Below are 25,540 nucleotides of genomic sequence, written 5' to 3' on the forward strand. Positions count from 1 at the left end.
GGCGCGGCCGGCGTGCCGGCTGCCGCCGGGATCGCCGACACGGTCGATTCCCACTCCTTCGGTAGGGAGCGATCACGGGAAACGAAGCGGACCGTGTCCGCGAACCCTCCGCACAACGATCACGAACGAAGCCGTGCGCCCAAACAAGCGACAACCCTACCGCTCCGGCTCACTCGTCGCCCGATACGCCCGGCAGCCCTTCCTTCTCGACATCCAGGTGACTCGCCGCAAGCGCTACCTGCGTGCGGTTGGACACGCCCAGCTTGCGCATGATTGCCGTCATATGCGCCTTCACCGTCGCCTCGGACACCCCGAGTTCGTATGCGATCTGCTTATTGAGCAGCCCTTCCGCGATCATGTTCAGCACGCGAAACTGCTGCGGGGTAAGCGACGCCACGCGCGCGGCGACGTCCGCTTCGTCGGCCTTCAACTCCACGTGGCCCAGCACGAACTGGGGCGGCAACCAGACGTCGCCGTCCAGCACGGCGCGCACCGCTTCGACGATGGTTTCCACCGCCGCGGACTTGGGGATATACGCCGATGCGCCATGCGCCAAGGCGCGCCGCGCGATCTGCGCTTCTTCGTGGCCGGACACCACCACGGTTGGCAGGCCCGGGTATTGCCCGCGGATGTGCGCCAGCGCCGAATACCCGCGCGCGCCGGGCATGTGCAGGTCGAGCAGCAGCAGGTCCGCCTCGGGCATCGACTCGATCAGCGTAAACAACGCCGGCACGCTATCGGCCGCGTGCACGTCGGCGCCCGGCACGGCCGCCAGCACCGCGCGCTGGAGCGCGTCGCGGAACAGCGGGTGATCGTCGGCGATGAGAACGTGCATGCGTAAGACCGTAGCAGGGATAGACGGTGATGGCGCCGAAAGCGCGTTCCCCCAGCACGTTGCCGGCGGAACGCGTATCGATCGTCACGCCTTGACCAGGCGCTCCTCGACAAGGCTCCTCACTACGCCGGGATCGGCCAGCGTCGAGATATCGCCGAGCTGATCGGGCTGGTTCTCGGCGATCTTGCGCAGGATGCGGCGCATGATCTTGCCCGAGCGCGTCTTGGGCAGGCCGGGTGCCCATTGCAGGTGATCGGGCGCGGCGAGCGCACCGATATCCTTGCGCACGCTGGCGATGAGTTCCTTGCGCAGTTCGTCGCTGCCACTCTCGCCCGCGTTGAGCGTCACGAAGGCATAGATACCCTGGCCCTTGATCTCGTGCGGGCAACCGACTACCGCCGCCTCGGCGACCTTCGGATGCGCCACCAGCGCGCTCTCCACCTCGGCCGTGCCGATGCGATGGCCCGATACGTTGATCACGTCGTCGACGCGCCCGGTGATCCAGTAGTAGCCATCCGCATCGCGGCGCACGCCGTCGCCGGTGAAATAGTTGCCCGGGTAGGTCTTGAAGTAGGTATCGATGAAGCGCTGGTGATCGCCATAGACCGTGCGCATCTGGCCCGGCCACGAATCGGTGATGACCAGATTGCCGCTGGCCTCGCCCTCGAGGGGCTTGCCGTCCGCATCGACCACGGCGGGCACCACGCCGAAGAACGGCAACGTGGCCGAACCGGGCTTGAGGTCGACCGCGCCGGGCAGCGGCGTGATCATGAAGCCGCCGGTCTCGGTCTGCCACCAGGTGTCCACGATGGGCACGCGCGAGTCGCCCACCACCTCGTGATACCACTTCCAGGCTTCGGGGTTGATCGGCTCGCCCACGGTGCCGAGCACGCGCAGGCTCTTGCGCGAGGTGGCCTTCACCGGACCGTCGCCCTCGCGCATGAGCGCACGGATGGCCGTGGGCGCGGTGTAGAACAGGGTCACCTGATGCTTGTCGACCACCTGCCAGAAGCGGCTGTAGTCGGGATAGTGCGGCACGCCGTCGAACATCACCACGGTGGCGCCGTTGGCGAGGGGGCCGTACACCACGTAGCTGTGTCCCGTGATCCAGCCCACGTCGGCCGTGCACCAGTAGACGTCGTCCTCGCGCAGGTCGAAAGCCAGTTCGTGGGTGAGGCTGGTGTAGACCAGATAGCCGCCGCTGGTATGCAGCACGCCCTTGGGCTGGCCGGTGGACCCGGACGTATAGAGGGTGAACAGCGGGTCTTCCGCGTTCATCGGCTCGGCCGGGCATTGCGCCGACTGGCCTTCCATCACGGTGTGGTACCAGCGATCGCGCGGCGACTGCATGTGGATGGCACCACCGGTGCGGCGTACGACGATCACCGTCTCCACGCTGTTCGTGTTCGGCTTGGTCAGCGACTCGTCGACATTGGCCTTGAGCGGGATCTTCTTGCCGCCGCGGGTGCCTTCGTCGGCGGTGATAACCAGCTTGGCTTTCGAATCGGCGATGCGGCTGGCGAGCGACTCGGGCGAAAAGCCGCCGAAGACCACCGAATGGATGGCGCCGATCCGCGCGCAGGCCAGCATCGCGACGGCGGCCTCGGGAATCATCGGCAGGTAGATCGCCACGCGATCGCCCTTGGCGATGCCCAGGTTCTTCAGCGTGTTGGCGAAGCGGCACACCTCCGCGTGGAGCTCGCGATAGGTGATGCGCCGGGTTTCACCGGGGTCGTCGCCCTCGAAGATGATGGCGGTCTTGTCGCCGCGCGTGTCCAGGTGACGGTCCAGGCAATTGGCGGCCACGTTGAGCTGGCCGTCCTCGTACCAGCGGATGTGCAGGTTGGCCGGATCGAAGGAGACGTCCTTGATGCGGGTGGGCGGCACGATCCAGTCCAGGCGTTCGCTCATCCGCTTCCAGAAGCCCTCCGGATCACGGACCGATTCGGTGTACAGGCGTTCGTAGTCGTCCTTGCGGATGCGTGCCTTTTCGGCAAAGGCGGGATCGACCGGATACTTCTCGGACATGCGGGCTCCTGCGTCAAACGTGGGTGCGGCCAGGCCGGATGGACAGATCCCGAAGTGTACCTTCGCCACGTCGCACAAGGCTGCGGCTCCCCTTCGACTTTGGTCGAGATTCGACCTTTGGCGAATGGAAGGCGCGCTCGGGGGTGACCCATGCTCGGCGTGCCAATGGTTGGGGAGACCATGATGAAACCGATCCGTAACGGGGGCCGGAAGGCCGTGGCCTTCAGTATCGCCTGCGCGCTGATGTTGCCCATGGCGGCATGGCCCGAGCTCGCCCATGCGCAGTCCACGCCTAAGAAAACAGCGGCCCGCGAGGCGGAGCTCGAAGCGCGGGTGAACCAGCTCGAGCAGCAGCTGGCCGAACTCAAGGCGATGATCCAGGCGCAGCGTGATGCCACCACCCAGGCCACCGCCACCGCGCAGGCCGCGCAGACCCAGGCCCAACAGACCGACGAGAAGGTGACCAAGGTCGAGAAGACCGTGGCCGCGGCGCCGGCGAAGCCCAGCTTCACCACGGCGCCGGGGGTGTCCGTGGCCTTCCACGGTTTCATCAACGCCAGCGCCTTCAGCCAGAGCAAGGGCTACACCTTCGGCAACGGCGCCAACGCCGAGTATCCCATTCCCGGCACCGGTGGCCGGGTGAACGACTCGCTCAGCGGCGTGGACGTGCGCAACACCCGATTCTGGCTCGACTTCACCGGGGCGAAGCTCAACGACCAGTGGAGCGGCGGCGGTCGTATCGAGATGGACTTCTTCGGCGGCTTCAACGGCACCGGCGCGTATAGCCAGCAGCAGCCGACGCCGCGCCTGCGCCAGGCCTACATGGACATCGCCAACGCCGATACGGGCACCACGTTCCGCATCGGTCAGATGTGGAATCTCATGTTTCCGCTGGAGTACATCCCGCAGTCGCTTTCGCACATCGCCTTTCCGCTGGGCTACGGCACCGGCGTGATCGGCTGGCGCTACCCCGGCATCATCCTCATGCAGGACCTCAACCACGGCGCGCAGGGCGTGAAGTGGCGCTTCGACCTCGCCGTACTCGAGGGCAGCTGGAACGGTCCGGGCAACACCACCAACTACCTCACCGCCGGCAACGCGGGCTTCAAGCCCCAGGTGGAGGCGCGCCTCACCGCCAAGGGCGGCAACTGGCAGGCCTTCGTCGCCGGCCATTACTCCAAGCTCGACCTGCACGGCGTCGACGGCGCCACGATCACGCCGATCAAGAGCAACATCACCAGCTCGGCCGTCGAACTGGGCGGCCTGTGGACGCCGGGCAACTTCATCCTCAAGAGCGCCGTCTACACCGGCAACGCCATCGGCCAGATCTTCGGCAACCTCTCGCAGTTCGGCGACATCAAGGACAAGGGCGGCTACCTGCAGGTGGGCTACAAGTTCACCCCGAACTGGTCGGCCTACGGCACCTACGCTACCGCCAAGCCGAACACCAGCGACGTGCTGCGCTGGCGCGCGGCGAACACCGCGGGCCTGCTGAAGAACCGCCAGAACGCGCTGAGCCTGCAATACACCGCCGGCGCCTACGACTTCAGCGTGGAATGGATCCATTCCAACCTGGATTCGACCACCACCAACGGCCTGGCGCGGCAGAAGACCTCGGCGAACGAATTCACCCTCAACGGCAACTATCGTTTCTAACGGGAGACCGACATGGCGAGCACGGCATCCGGCCTCCGCGCCGACGGCAACATCGGCACCAGCCATCGACGCGTGATCTTCGCGTCGAGCCTGGGCACCGTCTTCGAGTGGTATGACTTCTATCTCTACGGCTCGCTCGCCGCGATCATCGGCAAGCAGTTCTTCACCGGGTTGAACGAGACGAGCCAGTTCATCTTCGCCCTGCTTGCCTTCGCCGCCGGCTTTGCCGTGCGGCCGTTCGGTGCCATCGTGTTCGGTCGCATCGGCGACCTCATCGGGCGCAAGTACACCTTCCTCGTCACCATCCTGATCATGGGTACGTCCACCTTCCTCGTAGGCGTGCTGCCGGGCTATTCGACGATGGGCACGCTCGCGCCCGTGCTACTGATCGCCTTGCGCCTGTTGCAGGGCCTCGCCCTCGGCGGCGAGTACGGCGGCGCGGCCACCTACGTGGCCGAGCACGCGCCGCCGGGCAAGCGCGGCCTGTATACGAGCTTCATCCAGATCACCGCGACGTTCGGCCTGTTTCTGTCGCTGCTGGTGATCCTGGGCACGCGCCTGTGGCTGGGCGGCGAGACCTTCGAGGCCTGGGGCTGGCGCATCCCGTTCCTGGTGTCGTCGATCCTCGTGGGCGTGTCGGTCTACATCCGCATGCAGCTGCACGAGTCGCCGGTGTTCCAGCAGATGAAGGCCGAGGGTAAGCAGTCCAAGGCGCCGCTGACCGAAGCCTTCGGCCAGTGGAAGAACCTGAAGGTGGTGATCCTCGCGCTGCTCGGTGCCACCGCGGGCCAGGCCGTGGTCTGGTACACCGGCCAGTTCTATTCGCTGTATTTCCTCACGCAGAGCCTGAAGATCGATGCGACCACGGCGAACCTGCTGATCGCCGCCGCGCTGCTCATCGGCACGCCGTTCTTCGTGTTCTTCGGCTGGCTGTCCGACCGGGTGGGGCGCAAGACGATCGTGCTGGCGGGCTGTCTCATCGCCGCGCTGACGATGTTCCCCATCTTCAAGGGCCTCACCCACTTCGGCAACCCGGCGGTGGAAGCCGCCGCGGCCTCCGCGCCGGTCACGGTAGTGGCCGACCCGAACGTGTGCAGCTTCCAGTTCGACCCGGTGGGCAAGAAGACCTTCACCAGCTCGTGCGACGTGGCCAAGAGCGTGCTGGCGAAGAAAGGCATCCCCTACACCAACACCACGGCCGCGCCGGGCGCGTTGGCGACGGTGAAGGTCGGCGATCAGGTGATCGAGTCGTTCGAAGGCGGCGGGCTCGACAAAGCGAGCTTCACCGCGAAGAGCAAGGCCTTCACCGAGCGCGTCGTCGCCCAGGTGAAGGCGGCCGGCTATCCGGAAAAGGCCGACCCCGCCACGGCGAATTACCCGATGCTGGTGCTGCTGCTCGCGATCCTGGTGATCTACGTCACCATGGTCTACGGTCCGATCGCCGCCTGGCTGGTGGAGATGTTCCCCACGCGCATCCGCTACACCTCCATGAGCCTGCCGTACCACATCGGCAACGGCTGGTTCGGCGGCTTCGTGCCCACCATCGGCTTCATGCTGGTGGCGTGGAAGGGCGACATCTACTACGGCCTCTGGTATCCGGTGATCGTGGCGCTGATGACGTTCGTGATCGGCCTGCTGTTCGTGCGCGAAACCAAGGACCGTTCGCTGGATTCCTGACCGGATCCCCGCCCCCGGCCGTCTGCGAACGGGGGCGAGGGGCTGGCCGAGCTCGCCGACGGACCATGCGGCCTGGACAGTGTCCACTCAGCGGACTACGAGGTCTTCGATCAGCCCGAACTCTTCCGACGGGAATAGCGACCGGTTTCGCACTGGCTGAGACGGGAGTGTCGTACATTTGTACGATGTCCGAGCCCATCCCCATGATCCGTGTCCACAAAGGCCGGGGCGCCGCCTCAAACCCTGAAGGTCGCTTCGAATCCACGCGCCACCAGGCCGAGGACGACGGCTGGTACCGCGAGACCGACGAGCGCCGCCCCGCCACCGAAGTACGCGAGGAACTCGCACGCAGCGTCATCAGCCGCAACGATTCGCCGGACATCGGCTTCGACCAGGCCATCAATCCCTATCGCGGTTGCGAGCACGGGTGCATCTATTGCTATGCCCGCCCGTCGCACGGCTATCTCAATCTCTCGGCCGGCCTGGATTTCGAGACCAAGCTCTTCGCCAAGAGCAACCTGGCCGACACCCTGCGTGCCGAACTGGCGAAGAAGCACTACACCTGCAAGCCGATCAACATCGGCAGCAACACCGACCCCTACCAGCCGATCGAAAAAACCTGGCGGCTCACCCGCGCAGCACTGGCGCTGCTCAACGAGTGCAACCACCCGTGCACTATCGTGACCAAGAACGCGCTGATCGAGCGCGACCTGGACATCCTGGCACCCATGGCCGAGCGCAATCTGGTGCAGGTGTTCATCTCCATCAACTCGCTCGATAACAAACTCGCGTCGAAGCTGGAGCCGCGCGCCTCCGCACCGCATCGCCGCATGCAGGCGGTAAAGGCGATGCATGACGCCGGCGTACCCGTGGGCGTCATGGTGGCGCCGCTCATCCCCGCGCTCAACGAGCGCGACGTGGAAGCCATCATCGAGCAGGCGGCGGCAAACGGCGCGAACTCCATCGGCTATACCTGCGTGCGTTTGCCGCACGAGTTGAAGCAACTCTTTCGCGAATGGCTGGAGCTACACTTTCCCGACCGCGCGGCGCATGTCATCAGCCTCATCCAGCAGATGAACGGCGGCAAGGACTACGATTCGAGCTTCGCCACGCGCATGCGAGGGCAGGGGATCTTCGCAGACATCATCCGCAAGCGGGTGCAGGTGGCGTGTCGCAAGGCGGGATTGCACCGGGCGTGGGATACGGTGCTAGATACGTCGAAGTTCGTTGCGCCGCGGATTCATTCGCCGCAGGGTGAGCTGTTCTGAGTAGAGCAATCACGACAATTCGTCACCTCGTATCGATAATTGCCAGAGGATCGGATCGCTCCTGAGGGGCAAGTCCTATCCGCCAGACCCAGTGCCTTGCTCAGGGCGGGACGGCGAAGATTGACCTCATGCCGCGTCTTGTTCGCGGCTGCCTGGCCGAGATAAGCCGTTGCGCGGATCAGGTCGGATCGGACCTCCATGGTGTCATCGTCTTTGGCATCCGGAAGCGCGATGTTGTCCATGGCGGCGGCAACGGGCTGGAGCAGCGCCCTGTCGATATTGGCCTTGGCCGACGCGAGCGTTCCTGCACGCCTTCGTGACGCTGTAGCCATGCCGTGAACTCCGCGATGAAGTGATCGAAGCCGGAGCGCTCCTGCAACAGCAGCTTGCCGTCGAGCCGGGCACGAAGCGCGCTGCGGCCGTTGAGGATGGCGACAAGAATCCGTGCCAGGTCGTTCACGCCGTAGGTAGGCGTTCGCTTTGCCGCATAGGTGAGCAGGGTGGTGCCAAGGCGCTCGCGGGCGTGCTCGATGTGATCGGGGTCACTGTCGCTGACGTTGAGCACCTGGCCGTTGCTCGACGTCCTGCTGTGACGCGCGGATGAGGCCCTTCATGCGGCGAAGTCTCGCGGGCGCAATCGAGTGGTGGTCCATGGCTTCATCGCAGACGGCGAACCATTTTCAGCAAGTCGTGGGGGCAAGCCTCAGCCGGGATAGGGCAGCCAGACAGGACTATACACTGTGCTGCCGGAACGCACGGCGAGCCTGAGGAAATTCACCTCGTCCACTGCATTGGAAACCCGAGGAGGCCATGGTCCCGTCGCGAAGTGAAACGCCTTCCATCCTCATCGTCGGCGCATCCCGCGGATTAGGATGTGCGCTCGCGAACGCGTTCCTGGCGAAGGGGTGGAGCGTGACGGGCACGGTCCGCGGAGGCGGCCACACGCCCTTGCATGACCTGGTCGACACGAACGATGGCGGACTGGTGATCGAGCGAGTGGACATGACATTGGCCGACGATGTCGAAGCGCTAAGCAATCGCCGATCGAAGGAGCGCTTCGATATTCTTTTCGTCAACGCCGGCACCACCAACGGACGTCCCGGCGATACCATCGCCGAGATTACGACCGACAAGTTCACCCACGTCATGGTCACCAATGCGTTGAGTCCGATGCGCGTCATCGAAGGCCTTGAAACACTGGTGGCCGACGACGGCCTCATCGGCGTGATGTCGTCGGGTCAGGGAAGCATCGCCAACAACGAGCGCGGAGGGCGCGAGCTCTATCGCGGCTCGAAGGCGGCGTTGAACCAGTTCATGCGTAGCTACGCCGCGCGCCACGCCGGTTCGCGACGGGCGCTGCTCCTGATTGCGCTATACTATCGAGGAAAGCATCCCGCTCCTCCTCGACGTGATACGGAAGAAACGTAGCCGCCCAGGCCTCGAGTACCTTGATCGGGACGGCCGCACCGTGCCTTGGTGACCAGCGGCTGATTCCGACCGTCCCAGCGAACCGCGAACGAAAAAACAAGTAGTATCCGATTCGAAAAGCGGGTTCACCTGCAAGGGAGACGGGTGCGTGGAAGACCGGAAAGTCATCAACTTCGATGCCAGGTGCCTTCAGGACCTGGGTTACCGGTCCAGCGGCATAGGCACGTATGCCAGGTGGCTCCTCGGGCGACTTCGGGAATCGCAGGGGTTTCGCGTCAAGCTCGTGGTCCATCCAGAGGACCGATACTTCATGGGTCTGTCCGAGGGACCGGATGTCGAAATGATGCCTTGGGGCGATATGGGTTCGGGGATCTACTTCAACCCGTCCCTCATGACGCACGGCAGCGATCCTCTGGACTTAGCGCGCGCACGTGGATTGACGACCGTCGGCGTGATACACGATCTCATACCACTTCGACGCCCGTCGGAGAGTAGCGACTATGACCTGAAGCTATTCAAGGGGATGCTCGACAAGAGCCGCGGGCTTGACGGCATCGTGACGAATTCGCTTTGCACGCTGGGGGATTATCGATCATGGCGGGAAGCGGACACGCCGTCGTTCGTGATTCATCCCGGATCGAGGTTCGAGGGATGCCGGCTCGAGGTTGCTGCAGCAAAAGACGTCGTTCGGTCGGTACTGAAGATCGATTCACCATACGTCTTTTTCGCTGTGGCCGACCATCCGAGGAAGAACATGGCGCTGGCGTTGCGTGCCGCCCCGGCACTGAGGGCCCTGGGATTCGCCACCGTCGTCGGCGGCGGGGTGTCCGCCGCCACCGTCCGCCATCTCGGCCGGTCGCACGATCTCTCTGCCATCACCTTTACGCCGCGACTGTCCGACCACGACCTTGCAGCTACCTACGTCGGCGCGGAAGCCGTTGTCGTGCCTTCCTTCGATGAGGGTTTTTCGCTTCCTGTCACCGAGGCCCTCAACCTGGGATGCAAGGTAATAGCTTCGGCTATCCCCGCACATCGGGAGCAGGTACTAGACTCCCGGCGTCTCTTCGAGCCCGATGATCTCGACGGCTTTCTCGCGTCGTTCCACGCGACGTCGACCTGCATGGGTACACGGCACGTTACGTTCGAGCATTCTAGGGAGATGGCATGTTTTCTCGATTGGGTGGAGAACCGCCCACCACGATGAGCATCGTTTGGCCGGCCATGGGGCCAGACCTGGCTTTCGCATGTCGCGTGGCAACCATGGCAGAAATAGAAGTTCATGACTCCTGACCCAGAGCAGGTCTCGTCGCCAGCCGACGCGCTCGAGCTGACGTTCGACGACATATACCGCCGGGGTCTGTGGGGCTCCCATGCCAGCAGTCCTTACTATTCCGGTGTGGGATCGCACAAGCCGAACATCGTCGGTCCATACGTGGACGCGGTCCGCTCCTTCTTTTCCACCACCATGCGGGATGCCGACGCCGTTGACCTTGGATGCGGAGATTTCAACGTGGGTAGCCAACTGCGTGATCTTTTCCGGCGGATGACGGCATGCGACATCGTCGGCGGGTTGCTGGAACACAACAGGTCGAGATTCACAGAACCCGGGCTCGAATTCGTGAAACTGGACATCGTCCGAGACAAACTTCCCGAAGGTCGCGTGGCGTTCCTGCGTCAAGTCTTGCAGCACCTTAGCAACGAATCCATCGGCAGGGTCATCGAAAAACTACGTGCGTACCAGTACCTGGTCATCACCGAACAAGTGCCGTTCGACCTGTATTTCGAGCCCAACATGGACAAGCGCGATGGCGTTGATATCCGGCCCGACCATGGGAGCGGAGTCGTGCTGACGGCGGCTCCTTTTTTACTGAACGTACGATCCGAGCAACGGCTATGCGAGATAGCCGACGGGATCGGCCTTATCACGACGATGGCGTACAGGCTGTGGTGATTCGATGTTGAAGTATCCGCGCGGGGAGCTTACGCTACGGCTATGCTCCCGGGGGGGGAGACTCTTTCACGTGCTGGAATTCGCCGCGTCCGACGGCGAGCGGCAGCGAGACGGCACCAAGCCAAGAAAAGAGTGATCTACAGCGATGGAAGCCATGAGTGCGACGCTAGCTCCTCCAAAGGAATACGGTTTGCCGATAGAGCGTGCGTGTCCGCCGTTGGATCGAGAGCACGCATCGATTATCGTTTTTTCGACGCTTGGGACCTTCGGCGATGTGCTTCCCTTCGTCTTGCTGGGTCGGCACCTCAGGGACCGCGGCCACCGTATCGTGTTCCTGGCGAACTCCAATCACGAGACGTTCGTCAGGTCGCACGACTTCGATTTCATCGCCATCTGCGGCGCGGAAGATCCCACATCGGGGGTCGATACCGATACCTTCATGGTGAACGAGGCCATTCCAGCCTATCGACGCACGGTCGAGGCGATCAGTGCGTTGGCGGCCGAGTTTCCACGCACCACGATCGTCAACCGCTCCGGCAACTGGGGTGGGATCTTCGCGGGCGAACTCTACAAGCTGCCGCGGGTTTCCGTCATGCTGCAACCTGGGGCGGTCATGCCCGGTGGGCAGCCGATCGGCCGTCGCGTATTGCGCGCGACCAATGATTTTCGTCTAGCCATCGGACTTCCGGCGCTGAAGAAAGCGCGCATTCCCGACCAGGACTGCGCGCTCATTTCGTTCTTCCCCGATTGGTTCGGCTACCCGGAAAGCGACGTCGACGAGGCTGGCACGTGCGTGGGTTTCCCGTTCTCGCGCGAAACTCCCGCCGACTTGCCTCCGGCGATACAAGCACTGGTTGCCGAGCGCGGGCCCTTGGTGGTTTTCACCGCGGGTACGAACATGCCCGAGACGAACTTCTTCGAGTTGGCGAGCCAATTCGCCGAGCGTACCGATCTGCCGGTCGTTGCACTGGGGCATGAAGGCGCGGCTCGCAACATGGCTGGCGTGTTGACGTCCGCGTTCGTGGATCATGCTAGCTTGTTTCGGTACGCGCGACTGGTGGTGCACAACGGAGGGATCGGCGTCACGGCGCAAGCCATGCGTGCCGGCGTGGCGCAGATCGTTATTCCTTACGTATGGGATCAGCCCGATAACGCAAGGCGGGTCGAGGAGATCGGTGTCGGCAGGACGATACTTCCCACGGATCTGTCGTGCGAGCGATTGGTCGAGGTGCATCGCCAGATCGAGGCGATGGAAAGCAATACACGTAACACGGTGGTCCAGGCGATACGGCGGGTGGATGCCATCGCCGAGGCTGGCGCCTTGATCGAGCGGCATATCGGGCGACGGCTCGGGCTCGAGCCGTCGAGGGAGCCGCTTGGCGTGACATAGCGTGACGTGCATGACGCCCGCGACGCCGAGATCGCGGTGTACCCGATGGGTCGATACTTCATGGAGATAAGAAGATTACTATCATCGTGATCGACAGCTCGCTGGCCGCGTCTTATCACAGGGGGCACCCCGAGCACTTCGCCACCGGCTTTGCGGAGAGCTGCGTCAGGAAAGGGCATCCGGCGAGAGTCATTTGCCATAAGAGGCATTTCGCGGACTTCTCCTGTGCCGTGCCCGTCGTTCCCGCGTTATCCGCCTCGCTTCACGACAGGTCGTCCAACGACGAGTACGACGGCGGGCTGGACGATTTCCACGTCTTCGAGAGCCGTTTCGTGGAAGACCTGCTGGCCAGTGGGGAGACGGTATCGGCCGGCGACCTGATCCTGATGCCCACGGCGAGCGCCCGGGAACTCGCGGGATTGGGCAAGTGGCTATGCCACCTTGGCACGCCGGTCCGGGTGGCGGCCATCTTTCATTGGGGCAACGCGCGCTCGTTGAACGCCGGAACGTTGGACGCGGCCTTGATGCGCCGTGCGGGCAGGAGCATCAAGGCAGCCAGGCCAGTCGAGGTCCGGTACACGGCGACCACGGTCGAGTTGGCGCGTGCGCTGTCGGGCCCGTTGGACCAAAAGGTCGATCTGACGACGTCGTTGACCTTTCTCGGGGCGATGTCCCGGAAGTCACGACAAAGCGAACGGAAGAGGATCGGCATCCTGGGAGGAGCGCGGCGGGAAAAGGGTGAGGACATCATCCGGGATCTCATCGGACGCGCCCTGGCCGATCGGCACGATATCGAGTTCGTCGTACAGGACCACCGCGTACCTCAGGGCGATCCATCGATGCTTGCACCGGAATCCCCGAGGGTGACCCTGCTCGGCGGATGGCTCGACGAGGACGATATGCAGGAGATCTGCGGGACGCTCGATCTGGCCGTGTTGCCCTATGAGCGCCAGTTCTATGGCGATGCCGTGTCCGGCGTGTTTACCTTGATGTCCGGCTTCGGCGTGCCCTGCATCGTTCCTTCCGGAACCTGGATGAGCCGGCGCATACAGGAAGGTGAAGCCGCGGGCATCGTATACCACGGCGACGACGCGCAAGCGGTGCATGCGGCCCTGGTGGAAGCCCTGGATACGCTGGGACCCTTGCAGAATGCCTCAGCCGAAAAGGTCCCTCAGTGGAGATCGAAGTATTCGGCGGAAAGTTGGATCGGCACCCTTCCGGGTATGGAAACGTTGCCGTCTCGTCCGTCCGCGTATCGATGATCACATGGTTTCGTGACATTTTGACGATCACGTTGCAGATCACAGTACGGCAAACAGGGCACCGTCGATGGCCAGGAGTTGCTTGACAGGTGGAACCGTGCAAGGGCATATAACGCGAGTGTGCCGATTCGAGCGAGCGATCCTTCGCGAGCAACGCTTGAATCGTTCCCGTGGCGAGATCATCGCCGGGACACACTCTCGTCGACCAAGGCAGCGGCAAGACGCGCGCCCTCGACATGCGCCATGCGGGGAAGGAAACACTGCTATTTGCCAGTCCGGATGTTTCAGGCTGATCCGCGTCGTCGGCACGGCCAAGGGCTACACAGACCATCGCTAAGTACGGAGACCGGCTTTCATGGATGTGCCGAACACTCGCAGTAAGCTCGTCGATGATGCATTCGCCGAAAATCCGATCGTCTACTTCCTGCTGACCGATCGTTTCTGTCGCGGTGGCGGTACGCCGCCGTCGCGAGCCGCCGTCAACGAGCCGGGAACGTTCCACGGCGGCAAGTTCGCAGGTGTGACAAGGCGGATCCAGGAAGGATGGTTCAACGCGCTGGGCGTCAATGCGCTATGGATAAGTGCTCCCTATGAACAGATCCGCGGCTGGGTCGCGTCGGAGAACGACGAATTCCGCCATGAGGCATACCACGGCTATTGGCCGCTGGATTTCACCGTCGTCGAGCCCAGGTTCGGTTCGCGCGACGACTTCAAGGACATGGTCGACTGCGCCCATGCGCACGGGCTCAAGGTTATCCTCGACGTCGTCATGAGCCATGCCGGTTATCCGGATCTCGCGACGCTGCTGGCGTTCGTGCCCGATGCCGTCCTCCCGGGCTGGGAAAATGCCACGCCGAAGGACTACAAAAGCTTCATGGCGATGGACACGGTCCGCATGGCGAAATGGTGGGGACCCGAATGGGTTCGCGCGGAGATCGACGGCTACCCCGACGGTGGGGATGACGATCTGACGCGGATATCGTACGGCCTTCCCAAATTTCTCACCGAGTCGGATGCGCCCGTGTCGCTGCCGGCATTTCTTCGGGACAAGCCCGACACCGAAGCGATCCACCTCGACGACACTCCTGTGCGCGGGTATCTCATCTCCTGGTTGTGCGCATGGGTGCGGCGTTACGGCATCGACGGTTTCCGCTGCGATTCGGTCAAGCACGTCGATGGCCGTTGCTGGTCGGAACTGAAAGCCGCCGCGGGCGAAGCCCTCCGGCAATGGCGTGCGGAACACACTCCGGATGTCGACGACGCGGACTTCTGGATGACCGGCGAGGTGTTCGGCGGAGGCATCGAATACGCCAGGCATTACGACCATGGCTTCGATAACCTCATCAATTTCCGGTTCCAGGGCGAGGCAAAAGCCGTATTCAGGAACGTGGACATGAACAGTGCATTTTCACGCGGCATGGCATGGCGCCGCCTGGACAAACTCTATGCGCGCTATGCCGACGTGCTGTCGGAGTCACGCCATAACGTGTTGTCGTATCTGTCTTCCCATGACACCGAATTGTTCGACCGGGCCCACCTCAGGAACGCCGCCACCGCACTGATGCTCTTACCCGGTGGCGTGCAGATCTTCTATGGCGACGAGAGCGGGCGGAAGGAGAGCGACGACGTGTCCACCTTGACCGACGCTTGCCAGGTGGCACGCTCGGACATGAACTGGGAAAGCATCGATACGGCGCTGCTCGACCACTGGCGCAAGCTCGGACGATTCCGTGCCGGCCACCCGGCGATCGGGCGCGGCAAGCACATCCGCCTGAGTGAGGAACCTTACGTGTTCGCCCGCATGCATGGGGCGACTGGGGATACCGTGCTGGTCGCACTGGGGCCGGGCGATGCCAGCATCGAGGTCGGCGCACTTCTTCCCGACCATGCCACGCTCCACGACGCCTATTCCGGCGAATGGTTCGATATCGACGACGGCATCCTGAGCTTTCGCGTCGACGAGTTGCGCCTGTTCGAACTGGCGCCATCCCTTGCGCGCTCTTCCGGGAGGCTTGCCGCATGAATGCCGCACCGGCGCGTTCCATACGGTTGCTAATGTTTGGTTGGGAATACCCGCCCGACATCACCGGCGGCCTGGGCATGGCATGTCGCGGCATGACCCGCGGCCTGGCGCAGGTCGGCGGCATCGAGGTCGCCCTCGCCCTGCCTCGGGTGAGCGGAAACGAGGATACGCGCGACATCCGGCTGATCGCGCCGCCGCCCGAAGCGGTCCTGCGCGCGATACGGATAGCCCGGCGTCCGGAAGCGTATGCTCGGGGCAGCGCCATGGAATGGGTACGCCATTACGACCGGCTAGCCGCACACGTCGTCGAGAGCGCGGGAGAGTTCGATCTCATCCATGCGCACGACTGGCTGACGGCACCGGCCGCGATGACAGCCCGGGCGCTTAGCGGCAAGCCCCTGCTGCTGCACATTCATTCGACCGAGCACGATCGCGCCGGCTCCGGCGCCGATCCGGCCATCCTGGCCATGGAGAAGGAGGCCATGGACGCCGCGGACATGATCGTGGCGGTCAGCGAGACGACGCGCCGGCAGATCATTTCCCGGTTTGGTCAACCCGCGGCCAAGGTCCACGTCGTGCATAACGGCATCGACGCCCAGGAATCGCGCGTTCGCCAAGCGCCGCGGCAGTCGACCGTGTCTTTCGTCGGCAGGGTGACCTACCAAAAGGGGCCGCTGCTCTTCATCGAGGCGGCGGCCAAGGCGCTGGAACGTCGTCACGACCTGCGCTTCGTGATGGCCGGCGACGGCGATTTGTTGAAGGCCGCCAAGTCGTTGGCGAAGGCGAAAGGCCTTGCCGGCAGGATCGATTTCCCGGGATTCCTGGGCAAGGACGATCTGGGATACCTGCTCGAACGCAGTTCGGTCGTAGTGATGCCTTCTCGCGCGGAACCGTTCGGGCTGGTCGCGCTCGAGGCGATCGAGGCGGGCGTCCCGGTCATCGTCGCCGCGCACGCGGGCGTCGCCGAACTGCTCAAGCACGTGGTCAAGGTCGACCCCGAAGATACCGTCGCGCTGGCGACGGCCATGGTCGAGGTCTGCGCGGATGAGGCCTATGCCGATCGCTTGCGCACGGGATCGCAGGCGGAGATCGCCACGATGACCTGGGCCAGCTGTGCCGATCGATTGAAGTCCCTATATCGAACCTTCCTGAATCCGAAAACGCATGAGATGCGAAGCAAGGAGCTGATCGATGCATGACGAAGCGCGAGACGGCACGCCCTACGGGCGAATCGACCACGTAGCCATCGCCGTCAGGGATCTCGAGGACGGCATCCGTTTCTTCGTGGACCTGCTGGGTTTCCAGTTGATGCAGCGACGCGTCATTACCGGCAAGCGTACCGGCATGGTCTCCGCCGAGCTGGAACACAACGGCATCAAGTTCGTGCTTTGCCAAGGCACGGAACCGGAGTCGCAGGTTTCCATGCTTATCGAGAAGTTCGGCCCCGGCGTCGCGCACATCGCCCTGGCGGTGGATGATGTGGAAGCGACCTCGGCGCAGCTCAGAAAGCGTGGCATGAGCTTCGATACGAGCATCATCCGCGGGCCGGGATTGATTCAATTGTTTTCCAGCCGGGACATGAATTCCGGCATGAGCTTCGAGTTCATCCAGCGCGACGGAGAAGCCAATTTTTCGGAAGACAACGTGCGCGCATTGTTCGCTCAGCTCGAGAATTCGGGAGCCTACTGATGACGCCCGGGGCCGTCATGCAGGCGCCGCCGGCCGGCGCGGAGCGCGGCGAGGTGGTGGCCGTGCGCCTGGAAGTCATGAACTTCCTGAACGAGATGGCCGAACGATTCCCTGCCGCCATCTCCTTCGCCTCGGGACGGCCCGCCGAAGGTTTCTTCGACATGCGGGCCTGGATCGAATCCATGCACAGCTATGAAGAGCACCTGGCCGAGCAACGGGGAACGAGCCGCGAACTCGTGGAGCGCAGCCTGGCTCAATACGGCGCGACCGCGGGCATCATCCGCGACCTGATCTCAAGGCAGCTGCGCGTCGACGAGGGAATTGACGTCGCCAGCGACCGCATCCTGGTGACCGTGGGGTGTCAGGAAGCGCTGGATATCTGCGTGCGGACCCTGTGCCGTGATGAGGACGACGTGCTTCTGGCGCGCAGTCCCACCTATATTGGCATCACCGGCGCGGCCTACCTCGGCCGCGCCGGCATCGTGTCCTTCCGTGAGGCGGAAGGATCGGGCCTCGTCGCCGCCCTGGAGAAGGCGATCGAGAGCGCGCATACGCAAGGAAAGCGGCCGCGCGCCCTGTACCTGATACCGGATTTCGACAACCCCACCGGCGAGGTGATCGATTTGCATGTGCGACGGGCGATCCTCGCCTTGTGCGCCTTGCACGACATCCTCGTGCTCGAGGACAACCCGTACGGCATGTTTCGATACGAGGGAACGCCGGTCCCTACCATGCGATCCCTGGACGACGATCGGCGCGTGATCTACGTCGGTACGTTTTCCAAGACGTTATGCCCCGCGTTGAGGGTGGGTTATGCCGTGGTGCCGCCGCGTGCCGTGGGTCGTTGCGATCTCATGGAAGCGATGGTGCAAGCCAAGAGCTTCGTATCGGTCAACACCAGCCAGCTCGCCCAGGCCGTGGTGGGGGGAGTGCTCATGTCGCAGCGGTATTCGCTGCGCGACATCGTGAGCAAGCCGTTGGCGCACTATCGGCGCAATCGCGACGAAATGCTCGACGCACTGGATCGGCACTTCGCCGACCTCCGTTCCCAGGTGCACTGGAACCGGCCGGAGGGCGGTTTTTTTCTCGTGGTCGAACTGCCGTTCGACTTCGGCGACGAGCACGTGAAGCGTTGTGCAGAGGCCTATGGCGTGCTGGTCATGCCGCTGCGCTATTTTGCGCTCGATTCGAACGACGGCCGTCGGGTGCGGCTCGCCTTCAGCAATACCTCGCCGGAGAAGATCCGCGACGGCATAAGCCGGTTCTCGCATTTCGTACATGACCACCTCGATCGGAAAGGCGCATCCGGATAGTGCCGATCCGCCCGGAATGACTACTGCATTTCGCTTGGCCTGTCGACGGATGCCCCCGACGGCGGGTCTGGACAAGTGGAAAAGGAAGAAAGTCGATGTCCGAGAAATTGATGTACCTGCGTCCCGAAGTGAAGATCGAGCCGCTCGTGGGTCGATGGCACGCGTGGCCACACCTGGTGTCGCCCGTGCAGCTCGCGTTGCATGTGGCGTACCGCCTGCTGCCGTTGCTCAAGTCCTTTGTGGGCAGCCCCGCGGCGCACGTCACCGCGAACCAGGATCCGAAGATGTATGGCGGACCGTTCGTCGGACTGCGCGACGAGGACGTCGATGCGGCGAAGGCGCTGATCGCGAAGCTGGAAGTGGACGCCGCGCCGCTCATCGCGCTGGCCGCCGACCTTCGCCAGCTGGTGGCGATGCTCGACGAAGAGGCGTCCGGCTATTCGTTGGATGCGTTTTACGCGAGGCTCCCGGAGTCCCTGCGCGGACTCGTCGAACTCGTCTACGATCTCAACCACCGCGCTGACTTCCGCCTCTTCGAGGAACTGCTCTACGACGAAGACATGACGCGTTCGCTGCAGGAAATCTGGATTCACACCACGCCGGAAAGCGAGCGCGACTTCTTCATGAGTACGCCGCGCCTGGATAACCGGCCCGGCATGACGCTGCCGCTGCATTTCGGCGATTCCCGTCTGGATGCGCTGAGCCGCTCACGCAACGAGCCGGTGTCGGTGATGGCATTGTGCGCCGAGCTGGGCGTCGCGGAAGAGCAGCGGCCGTACTTCGAAAGCCTGTTCACCGACGAAGAGCCACCGAGAGCGGCGTTGCCGGCCTGCGAGGCTGACGGCGTCCGGATGCGCTATTTCGGCCATGCCTGCGTATTGTTCGAATCGGCGGACGAGACGATCCTGATCGATCCCTTCATGAGCATGCAAGACGCGAAGGACGGAAGGTTCACCATCAACGACTTGCCCGATCGCATCGACCGCGTCGTGATCACCCATTGCCATCAAGACCACTTCTGCATGGAGATGCTGCTGCAACTGCGACCCAGGATAGGCAGCATCGTGGTTCCGGGAAACAACAATGGCAGCATCGCCGACCCGTCGATGGCCCTGGTGTTGCGCGACATGGGGTTTCGCGAGATCGTCACCTTGCGGCCCTTCGATCGCATCCAATTGGCGCACGGCTATCTGGAGAGCCTGCCGTTCACGGGTGAGCACGCCGATCTCAATATCCACAGCAAGCACGCCCTCGCACTGCAACTCAGGGGGCGAAAGTTTCTCTTCCTGATCGATTCCGATGGTCGCGACCTCGCGCTCTACCGGCGACTCAGTGCGCGCCTCGGGCCGCTGGACGCCATGTTCATCGGCATGGAATGCCACGGCGCACCGCTCAACTGGCTCTACGAACCGCTGTTGATGAAAGCCGTGTCCCGGCGGAACAACGAATCGCGGCGACTCTCCGGGGCCAACGCGGAGCGCGCGCGAAACATATTGCAGGAGGTGAATACCCGGCGGGTCTTCGTCTACGCGATGGGACAGGAGCCCTGGATGAAATTCATCATGGGCCTGCAATACGAGCCGGACAGCATCCAGTTGCTCGAGTCGGATCGGTTCATCCAGGACTGCCAGGGAGCCGGCATCGAGTGCGAACGTCTGTACTTGAGCCGGCAGGTTGAGTTCTGAGTTCCCCCAACGCCCTCGTCGAATACAGGCTCAGACCATGGAACACGGCATTCCGGCTCATATCTCATCGATCGTCGATCTGCTGCGATACAGGGCGTCGGAGGCGTCGGGATCGCGCGACCGCCCGGCCTATACGTTTCTGGAGGATGGCCGGGAGGTAACGGATCAGATAACGTTCGGCCAATTACGGGCGCGCGCCGAGTTGTTGGCGACGCACCTCCAGGCTCATACGCGGCCCGGTGATCGCGTGGTTCTGGCGCATTCGGTGAGCCTCGACTACATCATCTCGTTCTTCGCGTGCGCATGCGCGGGCGTCATCGCCGTCCCCGCCGTGCCGCCGACGAACACGCGCATGCTTCCGCGGCTGAAGCATCTCGTGCGGGACTCCGGGCCCAGCGCCATCCTGGCGTCGCGGGCGGGGGTCGATCGGCTCGCGCGGCTGAATGCCGACGCCGGCGGCCCGCTCGACGGCGTGGCGCTGATCGCCAGCGATGATCCGGACATGCCGGAGCGTGGCTGGGTCGATCCCGGTGCGCGAGGCGAAGACATCCTGTTCCTGCAATACACCTCCGGTTCCACGGGATCGCCCAAGGGCGTGATGGTCAGCCATCGCAACCTGTTCGCCAACATGTCGCTTTTCCAGTCGACGCTCGGACTCGAAGTCGGTGACGTGCTCGTGTCCTGGTTGCCTCCGTATCACGACTTCGGCCTCATGTGCGGGATCTGCTATCCACTGTATCGGGGATTGCACGCGGTCCACATGCCGCCATCGGTATTCATGCGCCGGCCGTTACGCTGGCTCAAGGCGGCGAGCGACTATCGTGCTGCCCTTACGGGTGCGCCCAACTTCGCGTTCCAGCACTGTGTGGAAGGGATCTCCGCAGAGGAGAAGGCCACTCTCGATCTTTCCGGACTGCGATACACCATCAACGGCGCCGAGCGGGTACGCGCGGAAACGCTGGACGCGTTCGCCGCCGCGTTCGCCGATTGTGGTTTTCGCGCGGAAGCGATGACACCAGGCTATGGCCTGGCCGAGGCCACCTTGGCATTCAGCATGCATGTCGGCTCGTCCCACCACACGCTTTCCGTCAAGCGCACGGCGTTGGCGGCACACCGCATCGAACCGGCGATTGACGAGGCCGACTGCATCCGGCTGGTGTCCAACGGTCGTGCGCACGACGCCATGCACGACGTGCGCATCGTCGATCCCGAGACGCGACGGCCGCTGGCCTCGGGTGAGGTGGGCGAGGTATGGCTTCGCGGTCCTTCGATGGCGGAGGGGTACTGGAAGAAGCCCGAAGCCACGGCGCAGACGTTCCGCGTGAACACGGCGGACGGCGAAGCGGGCTTCCTGCGGACCGGAGATCTTGGCTTCCTGAGGGATGGGGAGTTGTTCCTGACCGGCCGCCGCAAGGAAATCATGATCTTCGGCGGTCGCAACTTCTATCCCCAGGATATCGAGGCGACGGTCGAAGCCGTTGATCCCGCGCTGCGTTCCAACGGTTCGGCTGCGTTCGCGCACGAGCCGCCCGACGGGGCAGCCCGGCTCATTCTCGTATTGGAGGTGGAGAGTCGAAAAACGCCCCGCACGGCGGATATCGCAGCGCGCATCCAGGCTGCCTTGCTGGAGGAGCACGAGCTGCAGGAACTTGCCGCCATCCTGCTGGTGAAGCCGGGGCGCATTCCGCGCACGTCCAGCGGCAAGATCGAACGTCTGCGCTGCTGCGAACTGTACCTGGCGGGCGAGCTGGAGCCGATGTGGCGATGGGAGCGCACCGCCGGCACCCAAGACGGTAGCCGCTTGCCCGCGACGCGGGTCGAACGGCGGGTAGCCGCGCTCGTCGGCAGGATCCTCGAGCGCGAGGTGCCTTGGGCCGACGCGGACCTCTTCGCTTCGGGACTGACCTCGCTGGCGGCCATGGAGACGTTGGCGCGGGTCGAAACCGAGTTCGGCATTGCCGTCACGCCCGAGGCGTTGTTCTCGGCACCGACCGTGGAAGGTATCGCCGCGGCGGTCGAGGCGCGGCGAGTCGAAGTTCCCGCCACGGAGGTCGACGCGACGGATGCCGAGTCCGCGGATGAGGCATTTCCGCTCACCCACATGCAGCGACAGATATGGTGGGTCGGTCGCATGGGGCAGGACGCGGCGCAGGCGTTTCACCTGGCCACCGCCTGCCGGATGGACGGCGTGCTGGAGATCGACGCCCTCGCGGCCGCCTTCGATGAACTGGTCCGGCGGCGCGAGGCATTGCGTGTCGCCTTCGTGGAGGAGGACGGCATCGTGGTGCAGCGCGTCGTCGACGCACCCGCGCACGCACTGGAAGTGATCGATCTGCGTGCCTCCGAACACGACGCCTGGTCGCGGTTTTTGTCCACGCGGGTGGCCATGCCATTCGACCTGGCGAGTGGACGTCCATTTCGCGCATGCCTGGCGCGGCTTCCCGAAGGGCGCCATGGTTTGCTTATCGAGCAACACCACTTGGTGTCCGATGCATGGGCGGCCGGCGTGCTGTTCGCGGAGCTGGCCGCTCTCTATGACGTGCATCGCCAGGGCCAGGTTGGACCCTTGCCACCGGTGATGCCCTACGCGCAAATCCTGCGCGACGGGATCCTGCGTCAGGAAGGTGCACAGGAGGAGCGGCACCTTTCGTACTGGAGAGAGCACCTGCGCGGTGCGCCGGACGTGATCGATCTTCCGCTCGATCGCCCTCGGCCGCGACGCCAGTCCTATCGCGGGTCGCGTGTTCCGCTCGCGCTGTCGTCCGCCCTGATCGATAAGCTGCACGTGTTTTCGCGCACGCACGGAACCACGGTCTTCATGACGCTGCTTGCCGCTTGGGCGACGCAGCTTTCACGCATCAGCGGGCAGGCGGATGTCGTCATCGGCGTACCTTTCGCCAACCGCCATCGCCCAGGCGCCTCCGACTGGAGCGCCTTGTTGACGAACATCCAGGCCTTGAGGATGCACATCGACGCGCAGTCCAGCGTCAGGGATTGCGTGATGCAGGCAAAACGCGTCGTCCTGGAAGGTCTCGCGCATCAGGACGTCGCGTTCAGCGACGTCGTCCATGCCTTGAATCCGCGACGCTCCGGCAGCCATAGCCCGGTGTTCCAGGTCATGCTGGTACTCGACAACGCGCCCCTGCCGAAGGCGCCGTACCTGGAAGGGTTGCGATGCGAGCCTGTCGAAACCGCTCTTCCGGGCGTCGCCTACGACCTCGTGCTTACCCTGAGCGAACGCGATGGGACGATGGCCGGGCATCTGGAATATTCGTCGGCGTTGCTGGACAGGACGACGGTCGAAGCGATGGCCGGGCAGTTCCTGCACATGCTCGGGGCCTTCCTGGCCAATCCTGATGGCGAGGCCGTACGCGTCCCGTTGATGGACGAGGCGGCGTGGCAGACCTGGCAGGACCGGCACACGTCGTCGGAAAGCACCTGGAACCCGAGACAGCATGTATCGGTGCTGTTCGGGCAACAAGTCGTCCGGCATCCGATGCGTCGCGCGATCAAGGATGCCCAAGCTCAGGTTTCGTATGGCCAACTCGACCGACGCGCGAATCGGGTCGCGTGGCGGTTGCGCGACGTCGGCGTACGACCGGGCGATCGGGTCGTCGTTTGCGGAACACGGAGCGCCCGGCTCGTCGCTTGTCTCCTTGGCGTGTTCAAGGCGGGTGCCACGTATGTGCCCTTGCCGGCGGATCTTCCGCGGGAACGCATGGCGTATATCCTCGCAGACGCGTTCCCACGCCTGGTGCTCTGTACCGACGACGCACCCGTCACGCCGACGTTGCGCGAACTCGCGCAGTCGACCACGACACCGTTGTATCTCTGCGACGATGACGAGTCCGAAGAAGCCCCGGATGCCGACGCGCTCGGTCTATCGCCGGATCATCCCGCGTACGTGATCTACACCTCCGGCTCGACAGGCCAGCCCAAGGGCGTGGTCAATACCCACGCCGGCCTGGCGAACAGGTTGCTCTGGGCGAGGGAGCGCGTTCTCGCGCCGAACCCGTCGTGTGCGTTCAAGACCCATATCGGCTTCGTCGATTCAGTGACCGAGATGCTCCAGCCCCTGCTGTCCGGTGGCGAGCTATGCGTCTTCGATGCACGGACGGCGCGGGATCCGGGCCGCTTCGCGCAGCAGCTCGTCGCCGAACGCATTTCCCACCTCGTGCTGGTGCCTTCGCTGTTGCAAGTGCTGCTTGAACGGCATGCAGCGGAGCTGGCGAGCGTACGCGCCGTGGTCTGCAGCGGCGAGCGGCTTCCCGGGGCTCTGGTACGGCAGATGCGCGAACGGTGTCCGCACACCCGGTTATTCAATTTCTATGGGTCCTCCGAGGCAAACGGAGACTCGGTATTCCACGAGCATGAGGAAGCTCCCGATGCGGTGGATGGGCAGCGGTCCATCATCGGCCGTCCGATCGCGAACACGCGGATCTACGTGCTGGACGCGGCGGGACAGCCGGTGCCGGAAGGCGTGACGGGTGAGATCCACGTCGGCGGTGCGGGCGTGGCAAGGGGGTATCTGAACCGGCCGGAGCTCACGGCGGAACGTTTCATCCCCGACCCGTACGCTGGCTCAGCGCACGCGTCGATGTACCGCACGGGCGACCTGGGCCGCTGGCGCCGGGACGGAACGCTGGAATACCTGGGGCGCAACGACTTCCAGGTGAAGTTGCGGGGCTTCCGCATCGAGCCGGGTGAGATCGAAGCCCATCTGGTAGCGCAACCGGGCATCCGTCAGGCGGTGGTACTGGTGCGGCAGGAGCGCCTGGTGGCGTATGTGGTCGGCGACGGCACGCCGCCGTTCCAGCCGGACGAGTTGCGTGCGGTGCTGGCGAAGGCTTTACCGGACTACATGCTGCCCTCGGCATACATGTCGCTGGATGCCTTGCCTCTGACACCGAGCGGGAAACTGGATCGCAACGCACTGCCGGCACCGGGCCTTCAGTCGCTGACGCAGCACGCATACGAGGCGCCGCAGGGGGACATAGAGCAGTTGCTTGCTGAACTGTGGCGGGAGCTGCTGAACATGGAGCGGGTGGGTCGTCAGGACCATTTCTTCGAGCTGGGCGGCCATTCGCTGCTGGCGGTGCGGCTGGTGTCGCGGATTCGCCAGGCGTGCGGCGTGGAGTTGGACCTGCGCGAGCTGTTCGCCCACCCGCGGCTGGAGGCTTTGGCACGGGCGGTGCGCGAGGCGGCAGTGTCGGAGTTGCCACCGCTGTCGGCGGTGGATCGGGGCGAGGATCCGCCGTTGTCGTGGTCGCAGCAGCGGCTGTGGTTCCTGGACCGCCTGGACCGGGCGTCGAGCCAGGCGTACCACATCGCGGCG

Annotated in this window: 17 protein-coding genes; 14 read left to right on the plus strand and 3 right to left on the minus strand. The window is 64.0% G+C overall.

Annotated features, from left to right (window positions below; genetic code table 11):
- Nucleotides 1–169 precede the first annotated feature (169 nt).
- Together PI246_RS16995 and acs are read right to left on the minus strand one after the other, a co-directional pair.
- The gene (locus PI246_RS16995) at nucleotides 170–835 is read right to left on the minus strand and encodes a response regulator transcription factor (RefSeq protein ID WP_320552510.1); all 666 of its coding nucleotides are present in this window, start codon (nucleotides 833–835) and stop codon (nucleotides 170–172) included.
- 84 nt (nucleotides 836–919) lie between these two features.
- Nucleotides 920–2,863, minus strand: a complete 1,944-nt coding sequence (gene acs / locus PI246_RS17000) for an acetate--CoA ligase (protein ID WP_320552511.1) — start codon at nucleotides 2,861–2,863, stop codon at nucleotides 920–922.
- 183 nt (nucleotides 2,864–3,046) lie between these two features.
- Here acs and PI246_RS17005 point away from each other — a divergent pair, with 183 nt between their 5' ends.
- The 3 genes from PI246_RS17005 (at nucleotide 3,047) to PI246_RS17015 (ending at nucleotide 7,464) form a co-directional block, all read left to right on the plus strand.
- The gene (locus tag PI246_RS17005) at nucleotides 3,047–4,519 is read left to right on the plus strand and encodes a hypothetical protein (protein ID WP_320552512.1); all 1,473 of its coding nucleotides are present in this window, start codon (nucleotides 3,047–3,049) and stop codon (nucleotides 4,517–4,519) included.
- A 12-nt stretch (nucleotides 4,520–4,531) separates the two neighbouring features.
- The gene (locus PI246_RS17010; protein ID WP_320552513.1) at nucleotides 4,532–6,196 is read left to right on the plus strand and encodes an MFS transporter; all 1,665 of its coding nucleotides are present in this window, start codon (nucleotides 4,532–4,534) and stop codon (nucleotides 6,194–6,196) included.
- 203 nt (nucleotides 6,197–6,399) lie between these two features.
- Nucleotides 6,400–7,464, plus strand: coding sequence for a PA0069 family radical SAM protein (locus PI246_RS17015; protein ID WP_320552514.1), 1,065 nt, complete (start codon nucleotides 6,400–6,402; stop codon nucleotides 7,462–7,464).
- Between the two features lie 178 nt (nucleotides 7,465–7,642).
- On the opposite strand, the gene PI246_RS17020 is transcribed toward PI246_RS17015, so the two are convergent.
- On the minus strand, nucleotides 7,643–8,029 hold the full coding sequence (locus PI246_RS17020; RefSeq protein WP_320552515.1) for a hypothetical protein: 387 nt from the start codon (nucleotides 8,027–8,029) through the stop codon (nucleotides 7,643–7,645).
- A gap of 245 nt (nucleotides 8,030–8,274) precedes the next feature.
- On the opposite strand from PI246_RS17020, the gene PI246_RS17025 reads away from it, so the two are divergent.
- The 11 genes from PI246_RS17025 to PI246_RS17075 form a co-directional block, all read left to right on the plus strand.
- Nucleotides 8,275–8,892 (plus strand): SDR family NAD(P)-dependent oxidoreductase, encoded by a 618-nt coding sequence (locus tag PI246_RS17025; protein ID WP_320552516.1) that lies wholly within the window; start codon nucleotides 8,275–8,277, stop codon nucleotides 8,890–8,892.
- Nucleotides 8,893–9,040: 148 nt separating this feature from the next.
- Nucleotides 9,041–10,096 carry a glycosyltransferase gene (locus PI246_RS17030; protein ID WP_320552517.1) on the plus strand — a complete coding sequence of 352 codons (1,056 nt, stop codon included), beginning with the start codon at nucleotides 9,041–9,043 and terminating at the stop codon, nucleotides 10,094–10,096.
- Between the two features lie 75 nt (nucleotides 10,097–10,171).
- A complete protein-coding gene (locus PI246_RS17035) occupies nucleotides 10,172–10,843 on the plus strand; it encodes a class I SAM-dependent methyltransferase (RefSeq protein ID WP_320552518.1) in 672 nt (223 codons plus the stop codon).
- A gap of 154 nt (nucleotides 10,844–10,997) precedes the next feature.
- Nucleotides 10,998–12,233, plus strand: coding sequence for a glycosyltransferase (locus PI246_RS17040; protein WP_320552519.1), 1,236 nt, complete (start codon nucleotides 10,998–11,000; stop codon nucleotides 12,231–12,233).
- Nucleotides 12,234–12,319: 86 nt separating this feature from the next.
- Complete coding sequence (locus PI246_RS17045) at nucleotides 12,320–13,495, plus strand: glycosyltransferase family protein (RefSeq protein WP_320552520.1); 1,176 nt, start codon at nucleotides 12,320–12,322, stop codon at nucleotides 13,493–13,495.
- A 355-nt stretch (nucleotides 13,496–13,850) separates the two neighbouring features.
- Nucleotides 13,851–15,518 (plus strand): alpha-amylase family glycosyl hydrolase, encoded by a 1,668-nt coding sequence (locus PI246_RS17050; protein WP_320552521.1) that lies wholly within the window; start codon nucleotides 13,851–13,853, stop codon nucleotides 15,516–15,518.
- Nucleotides 15,519–15,550: 32 nt separating this feature from the next.
- The gene (locus PI246_RS17055; protein WP_320552528.1) at nucleotides 15,551–16,717 is read left to right on the plus strand and encodes a glycosyltransferase family 4 protein; all 1,167 of its coding nucleotides are present in this window, start codon (nucleotides 15,551–15,553) and stop codon (nucleotides 16,715–16,717) included.
- Nucleotides 16,710–17,207 (plus strand): VOC family protein, encoded by a 498-nt coding sequence (locus PI246_RS17060; protein WP_320552522.1) that lies wholly within the window; start codon nucleotides 16,710–16,712, stop codon nucleotides 17,205–17,207. Before PI246_RS17055 ends, PI246_RS17060 begins: the two co-directional genes overlap by 8 nt.
- A 62-nt stretch (nucleotides 17,208–17,269) precedes the next feature.
- Nucleotides 17,270–18,520 carry an aminotransferase-like domain-containing protein gene (locus PI246_RS17065; protein WP_320552523.1) on the plus strand — a complete coding sequence of 417 codons (1,251 nt, stop codon included), beginning with the start codon at nucleotides 17,270–17,272 and terminating at the stop codon, nucleotides 18,518–18,520.
- Nucleotides 18,521–18,615: 95 nt separating this feature from the next.
- Nucleotides 18,616–20,205 (plus strand): MBL fold metallo-hydrolase, encoded by a 1,590-nt coding sequence (locus tag PI246_RS17070; protein WP_320552524.1) that lies wholly within the window; start codon nucleotides 18,616–18,618, stop codon nucleotides 20,203–20,205.
- Between the two features lie 37 nt (nucleotides 20,206–20,242).
- Nucleotides 20,243–25,540 (plus strand): non-ribosomal peptide synthetase (locus PI246_RS17075; RefSeq protein WP_320552525.1); only part of this gene is annotated, 5,298 nt, incomplete at its 3' end.

Source organism: Luteibacter sahnii (assembly GCF_034063545.1).
GTDB lineage: Bacteria > Pseudomonadota > Gammaproteobacteria > Xanthomonadales > Rhodanobacteraceae > Luteibacter > Luteibacter sahnii.